The following is a 17,891-nucleotide window of genomic DNA, read 5'->3' on the forward strand; positions in this document are numbered from 1 at the left end:
GGCGTATTTGTCACTATTTTCATTTTATCGAAACGCTATTGACAATAAGAAGTGATCGTATCACTAAAATAAAAAGAAAACCACACAAAGATGGTATTTCTTCGTGTGGTCATACTGATTTGATTAGTGTTTTCTTTCTCTTGTGTTATATAAGCCGTCGTAATTCTTAATGAGGTTACTGGCAGTCAGATTACTCTTACTAATTTCACTAAGAAGCTTCTTCGAATACTGATTAGCTAGTTGATGGATTATTGTTGATTCGGTGATTTCCCCAGCATCAAAGTCAGTACTAAATAATGAGAGTTCATCTTCATTAAATTCAGCTGTTTGTAACCCCATGTCATTTCTTAGTACCATGTAATACCTATACGCCTTATAAGCCTCTAAGAAAGCTATTTTCTTGATTTCTCTTTCTGATGACTGACTAAGAAATATCGGTTCAAAAGCAAGAATCATTGACTTGTCAAAATTGGACGGTGTTGTCGATCCATCGTCATTTTTAACAACACAATCAAGAAGTCCCCTTCCTCTACAAGTAGCTGGATGAATTGATTCTTTTTATTTTTGAGATTGATTATTATATATAAAATATGATATAATATAAATATCTTATACACTTGGTATGTAATATGAAAGAAGGCCTTATTATGATAAAATTAGACACCAACGCACATTCAGTCTTTATGTTATGGTATCACTTGATTTTAGTCACCAAATATAGACGTCGAGTCTTCAATGATGAAGTCTCTAATCGCGCTAAAGAGATTTTTGAAAATATCGCTTCTAACTATCATATTACACTTATTGAGTGGAATCACGATTCTGATCATGTTCATATTCTATTTAGAAGTCATCCTAAAACAGAATTATCCAAATTCATCAATGCTTACAAAACCGCTTCATCTCGATTAATCAAACAAGAATTTGAATCCGTTCGTAAACAACTATGGAAGTCTTACTTTTGGAGTCAAAGTTTTTGTTTGTTAACTTCGGGTGGTGCACCGATTGAAGTAATCAAACAGTATATCGAAAGTCAGGGTGAACCGGATGAACAAAGCCTTTAAGTTTCGTATCTATCCCAATGAATCTCAAAAGATTTTGATTCATATGACCTTAGGCCATAATCGCTTTTTATGGAATAAGATGTTAGAAGATAAACAGAGACATTATGAACTCACTAAAAATAGCCTTCATCTTACACCAGCTCAGTATAAGAATGACTATCCCTTTTTAAAAGATGTCGATTCGTTATCTTTAGCCAATACCCAACTCAATTTAGAAAAAGCCTTTAAACAGTTCTTCAATCATAAACAAGAACGACCAAAGTTTCGTTCTAAGAAACAAGACTATGGGTATACAACCAATCTAGTGAATAATAATATCGTTCTATTAAAAGGCTATATCAAGTTACCTAAACTGGGTGAAGTGAAGATCAAACAACACAGAACCATACCGAGTGAGATGATTCTCAAAAGCGTAACTGTATCAAAGAGTAGTACAGGTAAGTATTATGTCTCTATTCTATATGAATACCAAAAAGAGATTCAGAAACAAGTAGTCAAAGATGCCATAGGACTAGATTTCTCAATGACTCATTTTTATGTCGATAGTGAAGGATTCAAGATGGACTATCCTAAAGTCATACAAACAGACTTTAACAAACTTAGAGTCCTTCAAAGAAGTTTATCTAGAAGAGTCAAAGGGTCTAGTAACTATGATAAGAAGGCATTAGAAATCGCCTTGTTATATGAAAGAATCAAACATAAAAGAGATGACTTCCTACATAAACTATCTAACGCGATAGCCAAGCGTTATGATTTGGTGAGTGTAGAAGGTTTGAATCTGATAGATATGTCTCAAACAAGTCCATATTACGCCAAACAGATATCTAGATTTGGTTGGACTAGATTTGTATCCTTCTTAAAGTACAAGTTAGAAACACAGGGTAAAAGCCTGATGATGATGGATCAGTGGTATCCATCATCTAAGAGATGTAGTTGTTGTGGGGACATCAAAACAGATTTGAAGTTATCTGAGAGAGTCTATTATTGTCCAAATTGTGAGTTACATCTTGATAGAGATCATAACGCAGCGATCAATATCAACAGAGAAGGATTAAGACAATATAAGTTAGCATTTCAGTTATAAAAGGATTCAGAACCGTAGGGACTACGGGGATAGCCTATTGAGTCACTGGTGGGTACATCGGTTTGGATAGGAAGCCCCCACTTCGATTAAGTGGTGGGTAGTTCACTACTAGCAATCAAGGGATAAAGTCCTTGATTAAGACCGGTATGTTTTCTTACGTAATTAACAGATGTAATCGTAAGCTTTTCATTGGTTGTGTGTGTTTTAGTTTTCAAGTTATCATTCACTTTCAAACTATGATAAAACGTATATATCTAAATCACTTCATAAATGAAATAATACCCATCCAAAAATGGGTATTATTAAAAAGTCTTCAAAACTTACTATCAATACATTGGTACGTTACTCATTGGCAATTCTTTTTCCTTGATTTCTACGACGGCAGCCTCAGAAGTAATCATTAATGCTCCAATACTTGATGCATTCAAGATGGCATTTCTCGTTACCTTTGTTGGGTCAATGATGCCTTCTTTCATTAGATTTACAAAATGACCTTCCTTCGCATCGAAACCAAAATCGTTTTCTTGTTTGCGTTGTTCTTCTAGAATGTCTTGACCATCGAATCCCGCATTTTCAGCAATTTGATAAAGTGGTTGCGATAGTGAGTCTAATACCGCCAATATGCCTTTGTATACATCGATGTTTGTATCTTTAAGCACTTGTTTTAATTCTGATTGGATGCTTACTAGAACAGAGCCTCCACCAGTGACAATACCTTCAAGAATTGCAGCCTTGGTTGCATTAAGTGCGTCTTCAATACGTAATTTCTTTTCTTTAAGTTCAGACTCTGTGGCAGCTCCAACTTTAATAACCGCAACCCCGCCTGCCAATTTTGCCAAACGTTCTTGTAGGCGTTTTTTATCATACTCAGACGTTGTGACCGTTATTTGTGCTTGAATCTCATTGATACGTGCCTCAATTGATTGTTTATCGCCTTGTCCACCAATCAATGTCGTTGAGTCTTTCTTAACGACTGCTTTATGAACAAAACCAAGATCCTCAAGCTTCAAATCTTGTAGTTTCATTTGAAGGTCTTTTGCGTAGAGAGTTGCTCCTGTAAGAATTGAAATGTCATTTAATATCTCTTTTTGGTTATCACCGAATCCTGGTGCTTTTGTAGCAACGACATTAAATGTACCTCTTAGTTTATTAAGAATTAACGTTGAGGTGACTTCATTTTCAATGTCTTCTGCAATAATGAGCAATGGTTTGTTCGCTTTTACTACTTGTTCTAAGATGGGCAATATATCTTGAATAGTAGACACTTTTTGATCAGTCACTAAGACATATGGATTCTCTAATTCAACGCTCATCGTTTCTCTATCATTGACAAAGTATGGCGAAACATACCCTTTGTCGTATTGCATACCTTCAACTACTTCTAGTTCTGTTTCAAACCCCTTAGATTCGTCTACTGAAATGACACCGTTTTTTGAAACACGGTCCATTGCCTCTGCGATTATCTTACCAATTTCTCTAGAAGATGCACTAATGCTAGCGACATTTTCGATATCTTCTCTTGTTTCTACTGGTCTTGACTTTTCTAAGAGTTTTTTTGCAACCTCTTTTCCTGCTCGCTCGATACCTTCTCTAACTAAAACTGGGTTTGCTCCATTATCGATTGCTTTAAATCCCTTATGAATAATCGATTGTGCCAAGATTGTAGCAGTGGTTGTTCCATCACCCGCAACGTCATTTGTTTTTGACGCAACTTCATAAAGAAGCTTAGCACCCATATTCTCATAAGGATCTTTGAGTTCAATTTCTTTAGCAATAGACACCCCATCGTTTGTTATCAATGGCGATCCATAGCCTTTGTCTAATACAACATTTCTTCCTTTTGGACCTAGGGTGACTTTTACTGCATCGGCAAGTAAGTCTACCCCTTTTAATAAAGCTGATTTTGCATCTTTACCATAACGAATTTCTTTACTCATTGAAAGTACCCCCTTTTAGATCGTTTATTTTTCCAAAATAGCTAGAATGTTTTTGGCCTGAACTAATAAGTATTCTACTTGTTCAAGCTTGACCTTAGTTCCAGCGTAGGTTCCATAAATGACTTCGTCTTCTTCTTTAATGTTATCCACTTTAGGACCTACTGAAATCACTTTACCAATGGCTGGTCTGTCTTTATCTTCAGCTGTAAGAATAATGCCACTTGCTGTGGTTTTTTCTTCTTTCTTCACCGAGAGAACGACATAATCCTCTAATGGTTTAATCACATTAATCCCTCCGTTTCTGGCACTCTATGTTTTGGTTTGCCAATCCGATTATTATTATATTCAAACAAAAAAACTTGTCAAGTGCTGAATGTGAAAATTATCTTTTTTCCTTAACGTGTACTTATTTAAGCGACGGTCATATCCCAATCGATAATAATTTAGCTGAGCGAGGAATCAATCCTTTCGTTATTAACCGAAAGAACAACTTAAGCTCTAATACTGAAAAAGATGCGAAAGGCATCAAGCATCTATATGAGTATCATTCAAACAGCAAAAACAAACGAACTAGAAACAAATAAGTACTTAGCGTACCTATTTGAAAACCTTTATAAGATTCAATTGTTTGAGAGTGACAATCAAGACCCAGTCAAATTAAACGAGAAGTTTAAGTTGATGGCGCATTTACTCCCATGGGATGACAACATCAAGACACAATTTAAAATGAAAGAAACCTCTAGATAGCCGATTTGGGCCCTAAAGGTTTTCACTTTATATGAGACGTGCTATTTTATACGCTCACCACTATTTTCATTTTATCGAAACGCTATTGACAATAAGAAGTGATCGTATCACTAAAGCAAAAAGAAAACCACACAAAGATGTATTTCTTCGTGTGGTCATACTGATTTGATTAGTGTATTTCTTTCTCTTGTGTTATATAAGCCGTAGTAATTCTTAATGAGGTTACTGGCAGTCAGATTACTCTTACTAATTTCACTAAGAAGCTTACTTGAATACTGACTTGCCACTTGATAGACGGCAGTTGATTCGGTGATTTCACCTAATTCAAACTCAGTACTAAATAATGAGAGTTCATCTTCATTAAATTCAGCTGTTTGTAACCCCATGTCATTTCTTAGAACCATGTAATACATATACGCCTTATAAGCTTCTAAGAAAGCCACTTTCATGATTTCTCTTTCTGATGACTGACTAAGAAATGTCGGATCAAAAGCAAGAATCATTGACTTGTCAAAATTTGACGGTGTTGTCGATCCATCATCATTCTTAATACTAGCAACCAGGGTGTAAAGTCCTCGATTAAGACTGGTTTTTTTTCGTACGTAATTAACAGATGCTATCGCAAGCTTTTCATTGGTTGTGTGTGTTTTAGTTTTCAAGTTATCACTCACTTTCAAGCTATTATAACACGTTTATTTCAGTCTTACTTCAGTTTTTAGTCGTATTTACGAATATATGTAACTCGGGATAAGTATATTCCTTGGAAGGGGATTCAATAAAGGTCGACAGGAGTGTCTATGTATGATAACAGTTATCTACCGAGTGTAAAACATTTTAATATCACTCAATTTAGTATACTTCAGAAAAGCGTTGGTATAAGAGATTGTTTTTTACAAAAACAAATAGTTAGATTACGTTCATTTGCAGGTAAGAAACCCGTTTTTTAAACACAACTAGCATTTATTATAACTCTAAGATTTTAAATATGTATCTCTATAAATGAATCATCCGTAACTCTAATCTTTCTTGCTCTCTTTAAACTTAAAATAATCTCATCTATATATTCTCTAATTCTAGCTGATGATGATTGAAATCCACACAACCTTACAATCATAGAATGCAGTCCATCTAGATCCATTTTTCTGGTAACGCTGAGTATTTGCATAATTCCATCTTTAAGTTCCTCTGGATGGATATTGATAAATTCTCTTCTACTGCTATTATCTGTTGTTTCCCGGAATTTTATTGGTGTATTCGTATGTATGATGTATTGATCTTTAATTTTTATTTTGCCTTTTTTCACTAAATCACTTAATATTTCGTAAGTTTTATCATCGACAACGTTTGTATACTTTTGTCTTCCCCAAAAATAAGGTACAATTCGTTTAAGTTCAGCTTGATGAATTGGTGTTGTTCTTTCTATAATTTCTAGAATATGATTTTGTATTTGATTTGCATAAAGGTTTGATTCATAAATTTGAGTTAACTGAACGTAATTAGGATAAATCTCAAACGCAATTTTGGACTCCTCTTTTTTTCTTGATAGAACAGGAATTACTGGTAAAACATCAATTATCGACTTAGTAAATGTTGTATCGATATTTTTGATAAACTTGTCCAATTTTTCAATTTGAGATTTCTTATTTTTTATCCAATCTGTAGACCATATTCTATAGATAGTCCAATTTCTATCTTCTAAAACTTGTTGCCTTAATCTGTCCCTATCTCTAACGGATTTTGAGGAATGATACGTTGCTCCATCGCATTCAATACCAAGTAGATACTTTGATGGATTTTTTGGATCAATGACCGCCAAATCAATGCGATATCCTGAACATCCAACCTGTTTTCGAATATCATAACCCAAATTTGACAATTCATTATAGACGTCTTCTTCAAATGGGCTGTCGAAATTAGCTAAATCATCGAGATTATCAACTTTATCATCTTCACCAAACTCCGCATATTCAAGATAATGTTTAAGAAATCTTACTCCTCGAGACTCCGTTCTATTTAAATCAATATCAGTTCCCCTAATTGATGTTACTAAAACAAGACAAGTCTTAGCTCTTGTTACAGCGACATTCAACCGTCTGTAGCCGTTTGCCTGATTTAAAGGACCAAAATTCATTGATATTTTACCCTTACCGTCAGGACCATAACCAATACTGATTATAATGATGTCTCTTTCATCCCCTTGAACAGTTTCAATGTTTTTGATAAAGAACGGTTCATTCTCATTGTTAGTGAAAAACTCTTCATAATGGGGGTTTATTCTTCTAAAATGATTAATTTTTCTTTCTATGAGCAACTGCTGTTCATTATTAAAAGTTACTATTCCAACCGATTTATTTATTCCATATGTTTCAATAATATCTGCCAAGGTGTTGATTACTTTGTCTGCTTCGACTTCATTTTTTCTTTCAGAATACAAACCATTAACATACACATATTTAATGCCTTCGTATTCGTTTGGTTTACTAATCGAAGGAAATGAAACAAGATCCTTGTAAATCTCTTTGTTTGAAGGACGTATTAACTCCTCAAACTTTGAACGATAATGCCATCTTAATTTAATTGAATGAATAAAACTACTAGATACTTCTAAGATAGAGTCAAATGATGTCGTATCATAATTATCATCGTTATTAACTTCATCTTCACCAACGTTTTGGAAAAAATTAGTAGGTGGTAGTTGTTCTTTGTCACCAGTAACAATAACTTGCTTTGCTCTAAAAATAGCTCCTATTGCATTTTCCGGTTTGACTTGTGAAGCCTCATCGAAAATAACTGTATCGAAAATCATGTTTGTCCCTCTTAAGAATGTACTAACAGATAACGGTGACATCATTAAACACGGTTTTAGCTGTGTGATCAGGTTAGGTATCCTACTAAAGAGCACTCTAAATGGTAATATTTTCCTAGATTTATTAGCTTCTGCTCTCAATGTAGATACTTCGATATTATACCCTTCTACACCATTATAATTAGGTATTCCATTGTTAATATTACGTTCGATATTAGATTTTGCCATCTGCTGTATTATTGCTTCAGCATCTTTGAAATTCCCTCTTGCTGCATCCATAGTAGATCCGTTAAATCCTGGCAATAGAACTCTCAAATAGTCATCAACCAATAACATATAGAATCGTTTGTAAAAAATTTCTATGTAATTTTTCTTGATTTCCAATTGAACTATTTTTTCACAATAATCATCTAGTTTTAATTGGTTACATTTTACCAGAGCAAAATTAAATGAAAGGATTTCTTCTATTCGATTAAAATCTCCACTAATGCTTTCAAAATAACTTTTTTGTTCGGACAAATGCAATTCATCCAAATTCAATCTTGATTTATCAAAGTGTAATTTGACTTTATTATATAATTCATTGTATTTACTTAATTTAATGTTCAAATGATTTATTCGTTCATCGTATTCCTTCTTGTTAGCCAAATACTTTTCTATTATTAAAAACATCTCTTGTGGAACAATTACATTAATTGAAGCCAGTAGAATTCTATATTCTTTTATCCATCTTAATTTAGATAAATTTTGAAAAAGATTCATTTGTTCTGTCTTGAATACCAATTTATTGACTAGCTGTCTATGTTTCTCTGAAAGTCGATTGTATTCATCCGATGTGTTTAAAAGATTCAATAAATCAGGATATTTTATCTTCGATTCTATTAAATATAGTGTGCAATCCCTTCTTACCTTCCTATACTCCGAAGAGAAAAGACGTTTCATAAACGTGTTGTTTGTTTTTACGATTCTTTTATATTTATTGGTATCTAGTTTTGTGATTTCTATATCAGAAATTTCTTCAATTCGAGTTTTATGTTGAAACATTTCTTCCTCTAAATCTATTAGCGACTGATAGTTTTCAATATCTATTTCAACGTTTTCCTGATTATATGTGTATCTATCAAGTTGAACAAGTGTCTGCATATGCTTTAAAAAGTTCACATATAGCTCTAATTCAGTATTTATCAGTTGATTGTTGATTATAAAAAGATCTAAATTTTCAACATCTATGAGCAATGAACTAATAATGCTTATACTTTCATTGATTTCATTTTGGATTTCTTCTTTTTCCTGAATTGACAGATTATCATATTTAAAAGCATACAGTGGGTGATTTCTCGAGTCATAATTAACAGCCGAATTGGCATTGAAGAAAGTATTAATTACAGTTTCAATAGACTGAAGCTGTTTATCGTCAATTTTATTTAAATTCTTTATGTTGAAAGGTACTTCACAGTATTTATCGTATTTTAGCGAAAGTCCATATAATTGATATAGTGATTTGTTGATGGGGTATCTTTTTTGAAGGATCGCTTTTGGGTATTCAATAAGTTCGTTTTTAGCACTTAAATATTTGTGGATTTGATCGTTAGAAAACTGACCATCAACATCAATAGAGTGTTGTCCTTTTTCTAAGGTAGTTGCTAATTCTCTTAATACCTCTTTTTTATCCAGTTTAGAGTTATGAATTGGTAATGCGTAATCATTCAACCCTATCTTTTTTAGATTATTATAGACAACATCTAAAGCGGCTTTTTTTTCCGCTACAAATAGAACTTTCTTGTTTCTGGCAATTAATTCAGTAATAATATTTGTGATGGTCTGTGATTTCCCCGTACCTGGCGGACCCTGTAGAACAAAGCTTTTTCCAGCGATGGCAGATTGAATGGCTATCTCTTGTGAGGAATCGGCGTCTAAGATGTGGTAATAGTTTTGAGGTTCAATGATTCTATCAATATCTTCTTCACCATAAATATCGTCAAATTCGATAGCGTCGTAATCACCTACGAGTTGCTGAATAAGAGGATTATCACTTATTCGTTGAGCGTTTTCTTCCAAATCTTTGACCATATTTATTTTCGAAAAACTAAAAATACTTAAATCGCTCTCATCGTAAATTTTCCATCTTTTATCTGATATCTTGGCATATATATACTCTTTGTAATTTTGGTATACCTCAAATAAACTTAAATCCTCTTGATCTGTATCATATGAAATGTCAATTTTATAATCTTGTGATAATTTTCTTAGCAATGAATCATTAAGTAGCAAATCTCCTTCAGGGAAAGTAATTCTAAAAGGTGCATCAAACGAGTCTTGTGATAATTCGGCAGCCAAAAATAGTAATGGTGCTTTGTGACTTTCTTCGCTATCCTTACTTTCATACCATTCTAAATATCCGATTGCTACATATAGAACATTAATTGCATTTTCTTCTTTAAATGTTCTAGCTTTCTTCATTAAATTTCTGAGGATTTTTCTTTGTGTTTTATTATTACAATTAGAAAAAATTAAATTCTCCTTTTTATTCCTCAGATAGTTTTTTATCGCAGGTATTAGTTCTGGCTTCGAATAAATATCCTTAATTGGTAGTTTTATGCCAGATATTGTAATAAAATCTTCTTCGTCTTCTTCAAAAAGATTTGCTATCTCTTCATCCTCTTCTTCATCATCAAACATTTCAGCAAACATAACTCTTTTAGCATTCACTTGCTTGTTTAATAATTCCTCTATTGATGGATAAATGATTTCAAGAGTAGATGACTTTTTGCGTTTAAAATTAACTGCTTGATTTCTAGCTGTTATATCTAAAAGGCTCTTCTTCCACGAATCAATATTGCTTTGTACTTTTTCGCTCATCATCTTATTTTTCTCCTGTCGTTTTATCTTAATAGAATCAATATATGAGACTCATTAATTGAAATTGGTATACATAGTCGGTATAGTTCTAAAAACCATTGGTGTGAAAAGTGTATGATTTTTCAATTTCAACGATTGTTCTAATAGGTTCTCTTATTATTGCTTACTATGTCTATTAGAAATTGTGGTTTCGAATGTTTAATATAGTAATGATGAAAACACGTAGTAAAAATCATTAATTTGACCAAAATTGTGAATATTTCGTCTAAGTGTTGTCTCGACGCTAAAAGTTTGACGGTTCATCACTGTTCAAATATATCCTCCACATCGCTACACTACTTGAAGTTAAAAATTACTAATTGATAATATTATCTATGTTTACGTGTTTCTTTTTGATAATTCTTCTATATTTTCATTTGTCTTTATCACTTATGTTACTTTGATACGAAACTAGCCTAGAATTATTATCCCATGAATATAGTATCCATTTTCTATCATTTGCTAGTTTTATGAGTTGATTTGCTTCCTTTGTTCCCAGTATATTTTTATGCAAAATAATACCCGTAACAATATTGGCATACACTTTATTGCCCCCGTTGCTGAAAAACCTATACTCTTTTTCTTTACTCCAAGTCATTCCTTTTAATAATAGCTGATTCCTGAGATTTTGTTCTAACTCGTTTTTTAGTATTTCTTTATTCTCAAGTTGGAATGCTAATAAAAACAACGGTAACCAAGAGAAATGATCACGTTTATCTGAGTATATAACAGGATTCAGGTCCATTAAATCTTTCATTTCATCAGTGATCAAATCAGAATCATACTCAATACAAAATCCATAATTTTCTGCATATTCATTCCATAAATGCTTGTTATCGAATGAATCAGACATACTAAACACTTTAATATTGTGTCGGTATGTATCGTTAAACGCAAAAATTGGTTCTAACTTTTTTCTAAACATGTCTTCATGTTGTTGGAATTGCCTCTGCACATCTTTATGTGCTGTTTCGAAATTAGTAATGTCTTCATCTGTAGCACCACTATTAAAAAGCAAATTATTAAAGGTTCCATTATTCATCATATCCTCAATGGCAAGTAACTGATCATCAGTGATTGGATCAATAGATTTTTCAATTTGTGGAACTTTACTGTATAAGCGCTTTATAAAAGTTCGATAGATCTTGGGTTTATTCTTTGATATATATGCTTGAAAAAGCTCTTCCTCTTTCTCTTTATTATAATAAATCATTGAGTCAGATGGATCGTTTAAACTTTTGATGTCGGCAAACCATAAATAGCCCTCTGATAGAGCTTTTAAATAGTAATTGAATGTTTCTTTATTTTTAATAGAGCGGTATTTATATAATTTCACGTGCTTCTCCAATCAAACACTCTCGTTCAATTTAATTATTAAACTCATTTTCACAAACAAGTTCCGTTTGTTCCATAATCAACTGTACAGATTTATCGTAATTATTAGGATCTGTTGGGTCATCTGGTGGATAATTATACTTCTTAAGTAAAACTTTGATTTCAAATCTTATTTTTGCTCTAACAGAATCTCTAATATTCCAGTCAATTGTGGTACTCGACTTAATCTTTTTAGTTAGTTCTTTAGCGATTTCCTTTAAGATGTCTGTTCCCATGACTTCTTTTGCAGTCATGTTCGATGATAATGCTTCATAGAATGCAAACTCATCCTCAGTTAAACCTGATTCTTTGCCTGCTTCAGCTGCTTTGGTTATGTCTTTAGCTAGTTCAATCAGTTCTTGAATAACGACTGTAGAATCTATTAATCTAGCTTGATATTTAGCAAGTGCATCTTCTAATAGTTCAGAGAACTGTCTCGATTGAACAATCGTCTTTCTAGCTATCATTTTAAGTTTGCCTTTAATGAGTCGTTTCAAGAGTTCAATCGCAACATTCTTGTGATCCATCTTCTTGAACTCTTCTAAGAATTCTTCCGAAAGAATCGAGATATCAGGTTTTGATAATCCAATTTCAGCCATGATATCAATGACTTTATCTGATTTAAGTGATTTAGAAATCAATTGGTTAAGTTCTGAATCAAGTTGATCTACTGATTTCTTTTTACTTGTATCTGTTGATAGTTTAATAATACCTGCACGTACTGATTTAAAGAACCCAATCTCAACGTTGTGTTTTTCTGCTTCTTCTGTTGTAGAGCATAGTGAATAGGCTTTTGAAAGTTCTGAAACAAACTTTAAGAAGTCGTTTTTTCTTTCTTCTCTTAAACCTATAACAAAATCAATGGTTTCCATAATAACTTGGAGTTTTTCGCTGTATCGGTCACCAAAGTATTTTGAATAATCATGTTGATGTAGAATATCTCTTACAATATCTAGCTTTTCTAACATGACTGAAACAGCTAGTGCAGTATCTACACCGACTTGTTCTCTATCGTTATCTGTATATTGCATTAGGGCTTTCTTTAGTTGATCTGCAATTCCAATATAGTCAACAACAAGTCCGCCTTGTTTTTCTTTGAATACACGGTTAACTCTAGCGATAGCTTGCATAAGGTTATGACCTTGCATCGGTTTATCGATATACATTGTGTGCATACTTGGGACATCAAATCCAGTTAACCACATATCTCGTACAATGACTAATTCAAGTTCATCATTATTATCTTTCATTCGTTCAGATAATGTTTCTCTAGTTTGCTTAGTACCAATATGTTTTTGCCATGCTTCAGGATCACTGGATGACCCAGTCATAACAACTTTAATCTTACCTTTTAAGACATCATCTGAGTGCCATTCTGGTCTTAGTTTAACAATGGCTTCATAAAGTTCAACAGCAATTCTTCTAGACATCGCAACAACCATGGCTTTACCTACTGGTGTTTCCATGGTTGATTGTCTTTTTTCAAAGTGTTCAACGATATCTTTTGCAACTGTCTTAATTCTTGAAGTAGAACCAACAATTGCTTCTAATCTTGCCCACTTACGTTTTAAACCTTCTTTTTGAGTTTCTTCTTGATATTCCGTGATTTCATCATAGTTTTCATCAATCAAATCATACTCTTCTGTAAAGTCGATCTGAGCAATTCTACTTTCATAGAATATCTTAACGGTTGTTTTATCTTCAACTGCTCGTGACATATCGTAAATATCAATATAATCACCGAAAACAGCTCTTGTGTTCTTATCTGTGGTTTCAATAGGTGTACCTGTAAAACCTATATATGATGCATTTGGTAGTGAATCTCTTAAGTATTTTGCATAACCATATTTTTCAAATGCTTCATCTTGCGATTTAACAACTTTAGCACTAAACCCATATTGGCTTCGATGTGCTTCATCCGCTAAGACGATGACATTCTTTCTATTGGTTAATGCACTTATATTGCCGTTATCATCAGGTGAAAACTTTTGGATGGTAGTAAAAATAATACCACCTGAATCTCTACCATTCAAAAGTTCTTTTAAATGTTCTCTTGATGCTGCTTGATCAGGAATACTTCTAAGTAAATCACTAGATTTAGAGAACGTTAAAAAGAGTTGATCATCTAGATCATTTCTATCAGTAATGATAACAATCGTTGGATTAGATAGTTCTTGCGAGATAACAAGTTTCCCAGCATAAAAAACCATAGATAGTGATTTACCACTACCTTGGGTATGCCAAATAACACCAATACGTCTATCACCATGTGCTGATGTTGCTTCATAGGTTTTTTCTAGCGCAGTATTGACTGCATGATATTGGTGATACCCAGCAAGGATTTTAATATAACCTGATTCATGTTTTTGGAATAAAACGTATTGCTTAATGATATCTAAGAATCGCTTCTTATCAAACATACCTTTAATCAGTGTTTCTAATTGAGGTATGGTAGTAGGTGCAATTTCTTTACCCTCTGTGGTACGCCAAGTCATATATCTATCTTCATCAGATGTGATAGTACCTGCTTTAGCATGTAAGCCATCACTAATAACATTAAATGAATTATATACAAATAAACTACTAATTGACTGTTGGTAGTTTTTAACTTGTCTAAAAGCTGATTTAATCGATATATTTTCATCTGATGCTGTTTTAAGTTCAAAGACAACTAAAGGTAGTCCATTTACAAAAACAACGACATCTGGTCTTTTTTCGACTCTACTTTCAACAACTGTAAATTGATTAACAACTAAATAGTCATTATTTTTAGGTTCGTTAAAATCAAAGATTCTAACCTGTGAGTGTACTAATCTACCTGTTTGATCATGATATGAAACATCAACACCATCTGTGATCATCTTATGGAAAGTTCTATTATTTTCAATAAGAGCTATTTGTTTTGGGATAGTGATTTGTCTGATTGCATCTTCAATAGCTGATTTTGGTAGTGATTTATTCGAGCTAAAAAGCGATTCTTTTAATCGCTCTATTAGTATTACATCTGTGTAAGATGCTCTTTCTGAGTATGGTCCTTCAGGCGCAATATTAGGTCCGAACTCAGTTTGATATCCTAGTTCCTGAAACCACTCTAATGTAGCTTCCTCTACATCAGATTCAAAGAATACTTTAACAGCCATAACATCACTCCTCAATCGGTACTTCGATTTCACCATTCATAAGTTTGGGTAATAATTCATCTCTTAACTGGGACAATTTTTGATTTCCAAATAGATTAATTGCTATATTTTTATTTAAACTTTCAACTATAGAACAAAATTGCTTAATAAGTTGTTCGGTTGGACAAATAAATCTATGTGAATTAATATCATTTTTATTTATATGTTGCTGTGCGGAACCTGTCTGTTTCGATGCAATTGTTTCAATTTCTTCCTTTATTAATCCAAAAATATAACTTCTTGGATATTTATCATTTGGTATCACTCCAACAACAGACTGATTTGCACATGCCTCAATTTCAAGCATAGATATAATTCCAACATATCCAGTTATTGCTATTAATGTTGTTCCAATCGGCATTAATTTCGTTGCTGAGGATTTTAATCCTAAATCAGTTATTGATTCTGTACCTCTAATTATTCTTAAGTTATTCAGCTCTCCAGATTTTAACCATTGATGACCTTTTCCCCAGAAAGTGGAATTAGAGCGTGATGGCGTACCTCCTAGTACTGTATCTGCTATATCGAATATAGTTTTAATCTGCCATCCGTTAGGAATTAGACCTAATTCACTCTCAACCATTTCTCCACCACTGGATTTATATGGTTCTCCGTTTTCATTAGGAAATTCAAAATCTACAAACCATCTTTTGTAGAGTGTTTGTGCTAATTCTTCCAGATTTTTATTGATTTTATTGTTTAGTTCAATTTTGTCATCAAGAGACGAGAGGATGTTTGCTATTGCTTTTTGCTTATCAAGAGATGGCAGTCTATATATTAAGTCATATAGTGTATTTTCTTGAACTCTTTGCCTACCTGAAGTCCCTGTCATTGATGCGATTGCGTTGTCTCTAAATAAAGTGCTTGTTGAAAAATAATAAACAAACTGTGGATATGAAACCCCAGATTTTGCTCTTAAAACTATAAACTCTGTTGAACCAAATGCAATTTCGCCTTTATTCAAATGATTTATATACGCGGTTTTCCCGTTTTCTAAACTTGGAGTTATTCTTGCTACAATAGTATCATTGTTTTGAAATTTGGCCCCTCCGTTATAGGGCTCATAGGTATTTGAATAAACATCTCTCGTAAATGGAGTTAAACTCTCCATGGGAATTTTCCTTGCTATGGTCCCCTTTCTCAAGGTTAATTTTGGATTAAATTCGATAAAATCAATTATTCTAGTGTCTTTATAGCTCATAACCAATACCCCTTAAGTTCTCTTTAATCTTTTCCTCAAGAGATTTAGATTCTTCAAATAACTCAGAAAGTTCAGATGTTAGTTTATCCATCTTTTCGTCAAATGGAATACCATCATCTTCAACCTCTTCAATGCCCACGTATCTTCCAGGGGTTAAAACATAATCGTGTGATCTAATTTCATCGAGTGTTGCTGATTTACAGAAACCATCAATATCTTGATAGTCTTTATTGTCTCTCCAAGCGTGATAGGTTGAATAGATCTTTTCACTTTCTTCATCTGTTAGTTCTCGGTGTTTTCTTGTTTCCATATAGCCCATCTTACGAGCATCAATGAACAAGACTTTGTCTTTTCTGCCATTTTTATTCTTTGAAACAAACCATAATGATACCGGAATTGATACATCATAAAAGAGTTGTGAAGGCATTGCTACTATACAGTCAACTAATCCTTCATCAAGTATCTTCTTTCTAATATCAAACTCTTCTGATCTAGATGTCGATAAAGAACCGTTCGCTAAAACAAACCCCGCGATACCTCTTGGGCTTAATTTAGAAATTATGTGAGAAATCCAAGCGTAGTTAGCATTCGTTGCTGGCGGTGTACCCCATTGCCATCTGCTATCGCCAATTAAATGTTGTTGTCCCCAATCTTTAATATTGAATGGTGGGTTTGCAAGTATATAATCAGCTCTTAGTGTCTTATGTTGGTCGTTGGTGAATGTGTCAGCGTCTCTTTCACCAAGATTTGCATCAATACCTCGGATAGCTAGATTCATCTTAGCTAATCGCCAAGTGGTTGCTACATACTCTTGTCCGTAGACTGAAATGTCGCCAATTTTACCTTGGTGTTCTTGAACAAACTTAGCTGATTGAACAAACATACCTCCAGAACCACAAGCAGGATCGTATACCCTACCTTGATATGGTTCAATCATATTAACAAGCAACTTAACAATCGAAGGTGGTGTGTAGAACTCACCTTCAGTTGTTCCAAATTTTTTTAAAAAGTATTCATAGACACGACCGAGCACATCCTTCGATTGTGCTTCTTTTGATCCAACATTAAATGAAAATAAATCAATCAATTCACCTAATCTTGTTTTATCAAGCTCGGGTCTTGCATAATTCTTAGGTAAAACACCTTTTAATGTCTTAGCGTTTTCTCTTTCAATTAGTACCATTGCATTATCAATAATTTGACCGATGGTTGGTTGCTTTGCTTGAGACTTAATATAATCCCATCTAGCCTCCATTGGTACGAAAAACACGTTTTCAGCCTCATAAGCATCTCTATCTTCTTCCATACCCGGAAAGCTCTTCTTAATCTCATTATATCGTTCTTCAAACGAATCTGATATATACTTTAAAAATACCAACCCAAGAATCACATGCTTATATTCAGAGGATTCAATATTACCTCTTAATTTATCGGCCATTTGCCATAATTTATCTTCAAATCCTAAATTAACACTATCCATTATTACAACTCCTTTGTTGATTACTTATTTTATAAAAACGTTATTACTAGCATTTTACCATTTTTTACTAAAAATATTAATAGAATTAATGATTAGTATCATAAAACACACAATTTTTTAT

Annotated in this window: 13 protein-coding genes; 4 read left to right on the forward strand and 9 right to left on the reverse strand. The window is 33.1% G+C overall.

What is annotated here, in order from left to right:
- Positions 1–123: 123 nt before the first annotated feature.
- Positions 124–456: a hypothetical protein gene (locus BN853_RS08585; protein ID WP_030005548.1), complete on the reverse strand. Its 333-nt coding sequence runs from the start codon at positions 454–456 to the stop codon at positions 124–126.
- A 194-nt stretch (positions 457–650) separates the two neighbouring features.
- On the opposite strand from BN853_RS08585, the gene tnpA reads away from it, so the two are divergent.
- Together tnpA and BN853_RS08595 are read left to right on the forward strand one after the other, a co-directional pair.
- Positions 651–1,064 carry an IS200/IS605 family transposase gene (gene tnpA / locus BN853_RS08590; protein ID WP_052591504.1) on the forward strand — a complete coding sequence of 138 codons (414 nt, stop codon included), beginning with the start codon at positions 651–653 and terminating at the stop codon, positions 1,062–1,064.
- A complete protein-coding gene (locus BN853_RS08595; RefSeq protein ID WP_052591405.1) occupies positions 1,048–2,148 on the forward strand; it encodes an RNA-guided endonuclease InsQ/TnpB family protein in 1,101 nt (366 codons plus the stop codon). Before tnpA ends, BN853_RS08595 begins: the two co-directional genes overlap by 17 nt.
- A gap of 326 nt (positions 2,149–2,474) precedes the next feature.
- Here the strand turns inward: BN853_RS08595 and groL are convergent, their stop codons facing one another.
- Together groL and BN853_RS08605 are read right to left on the reverse strand one after the other, a co-directional pair.
- Positions 2,475–4,085 (reverse strand): chaperonin GroEL, encoded by a 1,611-nt coding sequence (groL, locus tag BN853_RS08600; RefSeq protein WP_030005551.1) that lies wholly within the window; start codon positions 4,083–4,085, stop codon positions 2,475–2,477.
- Between the two features lie 24 nt (positions 4,086–4,109).
- Positions 4,110–4,370, reverse strand: coding sequence for a co-chaperone GroES (locus tag BN853_RS08605; protein ID WP_030005552.1), 261 nt, complete (start codon positions 4,368–4,370; stop codon positions 4,110–4,112).
- A gap of 26 nt (positions 4,371–4,396) precedes the next feature.
- On the opposite strand from BN853_RS08605, the gene BN853_RS09165 reads away from it, so the two are divergent.
- Both BN853_RS09165 and BN853_RS08610 read left to right on the forward strand, forming a co-directional pair.
- Positions 4,397–4,669: an IS66 family transposase gene (locus BN853_RS09165; protein ID WP_084232981.1), complete on the forward strand. Its 273-nt coding sequence runs from the start codon at positions 4,397–4,399 to the stop codon at positions 4,667–4,669.
- The gene (locus BN853_RS08610) at positions 4,623–4,832 is read left to right on the forward strand and encodes a hypothetical protein (protein WP_030005553.1); all 210 of its coding nucleotides are present in this window, start codon (positions 4,623–4,625) and stop codon (positions 4,830–4,832) included. The genes BN853_RS09165 and BN853_RS08610 overlap by 47 nt, the downstream gene beginning before the upstream one ends.
- Positions 4,833–4,987: 155 nt before the next feature.
- Here BN853_RS08610 and BN853_RS08615 read toward each other — a convergent pair whose 3' ends face one another.
- The 6 genes from BN853_RS08615 to BN853_RS08640 form a co-directional block, all read right to left on the reverse strand.
- Positions 4,988–5,491: a hypothetical protein gene (locus BN853_RS08615; RefSeq protein ID WP_030005554.1), complete on the reverse strand. Its 504-nt coding sequence runs from the start codon at positions 5,489–5,491 to the stop codon at positions 4,988–4,990.
- 320 nt (positions 5,492–5,811) lie between these two features.
- On the reverse strand, positions 5,812–10,500 hold the full coding sequence (locus BN853_RS08620) for a DUF4011 domain-containing protein (protein WP_052591407.1): 4,689 nt from the start codon (positions 10,498–10,500) through the stop codon (positions 5,812–5,814).
- 409 nt (positions 10,501–10,909) lie between these two features.
- Positions 10,910–11,872 carry a DUF2971 domain-containing protein gene (locus tag BN853_RS08625; RefSeq protein WP_030005556.1) on the reverse strand — a complete coding sequence of 321 codons (963 nt, stop codon included), beginning with the start codon at positions 11,870–11,872 and terminating at the stop codon, positions 10,910–10,912.
- A 31-nt stretch (positions 11,873–11,903) separates the two neighbouring features.
- Entirely contained in the window at positions 11,904–15,050 is a 3,147-nt protein-coding gene (locus BN853_RS08630; RefSeq protein WP_030005557.1) for a type I restriction endonuclease subunit R, read from the reverse strand.
- Between the two features lie 4 nt (positions 15,051–15,054).
- Positions 15,055–16,290, reverse strand: coding sequence for a restriction endonuclease subunit S (locus tag BN853_RS08635; RefSeq protein ID WP_030005558.1), 1,236 nt, complete (start codon positions 16,288–16,290; stop codon positions 15,055–15,057).
- Positions 16,280–17,770 (reverse strand): type I restriction-modification system subunit M, encoded by a 1,491-nt coding sequence (locus BN853_RS08640; protein WP_030005559.1) that lies wholly within the window; start codon positions 17,768–17,770, stop codon positions 16,280–16,282. Before BN853_RS08640 ends, BN853_RS08635 begins: the two co-directional genes overlap by 11 nt.
- Between the last annotated feature and the right edge of the window lie 121 nt (positions 17,771–17,891).

The organism is Paracholeplasma brassicae, assembly GCF_000967915.1.
Classification (GTDB): Bacteria; Bacillota_I; Bacilli_A; order Acholeplasmatales; family UBA5453; genus Paracholeplasma; species Paracholeplasma brassicae.